Annotated in this window: 2 protein-coding genes; one reads left to right on the forward strand and one right to left on the reverse strand. The window is 66.9% G+C overall.

Annotation, left to right across the window (positions count from 1 at the left end; all coding sequences use genetic code 11):
- The first annotated feature begins 356 nt into the window (after window positions 1–356).
- Window positions 357–1670: an EsaB/YukD family protein gene (locus ACFWPJ_RS29535; protein ID WP_378856298.1), complete on the forward strand. Its 1314-nt coding sequence runs from the start codon at window positions 357–359 to the stop codon at window positions 1668–1670.
- 7 nt (window positions 1671–1677) lie between these two features.
- Here ACFWPJ_RS29535 and ACFWPJ_RS29540 read toward each other — a convergent pair whose 3' ends face one another.
- Entirely contained in the window at window positions 1678–1890 is a 213-nt protein-coding gene (locus ACFWPJ_RS29540; protein WP_378856300.1) for a hypothetical protein, read from the reverse strand.
- Window positions 1891–2200: the final 310 nt, after the last annotated feature.

Below are 2200 nucleotides of genomic sequence, written 5' to 3' on the forward strand. Positions count from 1 at the left end.
GGAATCGCGATGCCTGGCCGTTCATCGAATCGGTAGTGGAATCAAGATTGGTTGCGTGTGCGGTGACCGCATTATTCGCAACAGAGAATTTCGTACCCACGGCACTTCCTCAAGATAGATGTGTATGAGGTGGCCGCACCCCCGACTTGGTGCGCAAATCACACGCTAACGCAGAGAGGTTGGCTGGACCAACACCCGGCACTCGAATATGGCGGGCAACACACTGGCGCGGAAGAGTGTCGAGTACGTGCTGCGAATCTCTACTAGATGATCTTGCTATCAATGGCGGGAAAGGGTCGCGGAAAGTGCTGCAGCGCATCGTGGTGAAGGGGCGAACTTCGGGCATGATGACCGCCATGAGTGCGCATTTCGTTCGCGTCTCGGTCGTTTCGGGGGACAGTCAGCTCGACGTGAGCCTGCCCGCGCGAAGGCCGCTCGCGGAGTACATCACCGACATCACCGAACTGCTCGCGATCGAGCCGGACGACCCGGTCACGGCGTGGGCACTGTCGGCGCCGGCGCGGGGAACCCTCGCCATGGAATCCACCCTCGCCGAATCCGGTGTCCTGGATGGGGCCGTCCTGCATCTGACGCCGCTGGAGCTGGCGGCGCGAACGCCCTATGTCGACGATGTGGTCGATGCCGTCGAATCCGCCGTCGATCGAGGTGAGCGACGGTTTCGGGGTGTGCATCGAGATCGGGCGATCGCCGCGCTCGTGGTCATGGCCTGTGCGGTGGCCGCGATGCTGTGCGCCGGATTGCGACCGGGGGTGCTCGGTGCGCTACCGGTGATCGTCCTTGCCGCGCTGATCGCGGTGCTGGCATTGATCGCGGGGACGCCCGAGCGTTCGCTGATCGCATGGGGCCTGGTTCCACTGGCCGCCGCGGCGGCGGTGTGTGTGGTACCCGGCGATCCGGGGGTGGCGGTGCCGGCCGGGATATCCAGCGCTTTCCTCGGCGGCGCGCTGGCGGTCGCGCTCGGATCCCGCCGGGTCGGGCACATCCTCGGCGCGACCGTCGCAGCCGCGGGTTTCGCCGCGGCCGCGGTGGCGGTGGCTCTCGGTGCGAACAGCACGGCGTTGTCCGCGTGGATCGCGCCGCTGCTGGTCCTGCTGGTCGCCGTCGTCCCGCGTGGGGCGGTGCTCGGCTCGGGCCTGCTCGACCTCGTTCGCCGTGGTGAGCAGGGGTATACCGTGCCGCGAGCGGTGGTCGACGCCGCCACCCGAAGGGGGCGGGATCTGCTCGATGTGGGCATCGGTGCGGTGGTGGCGGCCGTCTCGACGACCGTGGCCACGCTGATCTGGACCGGGGTGTGGGTACAGGTGGCGCTGGGAATCCTGATCGGCGTCGTCGTGCTGCTGCGCAGCCGCTCCTATACCGATACGCGGCATGTCGCGCTGCTCCTGGCGGTGCCGGTGATCGTCACGTTGTCCGCGGGTGCGGTGGCGGCCAGGGAACTGGCTGGTCAGGACATGGTGATCCGGTCGATCGTGCTGACGGCGGTCGCCGCGACGGTGGTGGTGACGCTGGTCGTCGCCGGGTTCGTCCGGCTCGGTGAAGTCGCCTCCGCGCGGGTGGCGAGGCTCTGGAACGCGGTGGATCCGGTGCTGCTCGTCCTGCTGCTGCCCGCGACCTTCGGTGCACAGGGGATCTACACCTACTTGATGTGAGCAGGTCTCACCGGCGACCGGCGGCGATCAGATCGATGATGTATCCCGCCGCCACCACACCGCCGGCGATGATCAGCGCTGTCACCAGGGAGTACATGAGCAGGCGGGTGACGGCCCTGCGGGTGCGGACCGGGGCGGTCCCGTGCACGAGCGCGTCGAGCGTGGCGCGCGAGCGCAGCAGGTGCGCTTCGATTACCACCCGCGGTTCGGGGTCGGTCACGTCTGTCTCCTCCGTGGTGAAAGCCCAAGAAATGTACATCCTAATGGCCTCAGCTGCCGTTACGTCTTTGTCGGATCAATCACATGAGCCGAGGATTATGTAACGTTTCCCGACCTGGCCTTTTCGGTTTTCCATGGAATCCGATGGTTCTCGCGAAGGGCTCGTGCACGGTCGCCGAGAGGCGAGGGGGTTTGGCAACCCGCAAGGAAGGGGGGGGGGGGGGGCAAAGTTCGGGTGATTTGAGAGCCGGGGGTTTGTGAGGGGGGGGGCGGCAACATCGGCCAGGGCCGGGGGGGGGGTGGGCCCCAGA

The sequence above is a fragment of the Nocardia sp. NPDC058497 genome (assembly GCF_042720195.1).
Taxonomy (GTDB): domain Bacteria; phylum Actinomycetota; class Actinomycetes; order Mycobacteriales; family Mycobacteriaceae; genus Nocardia.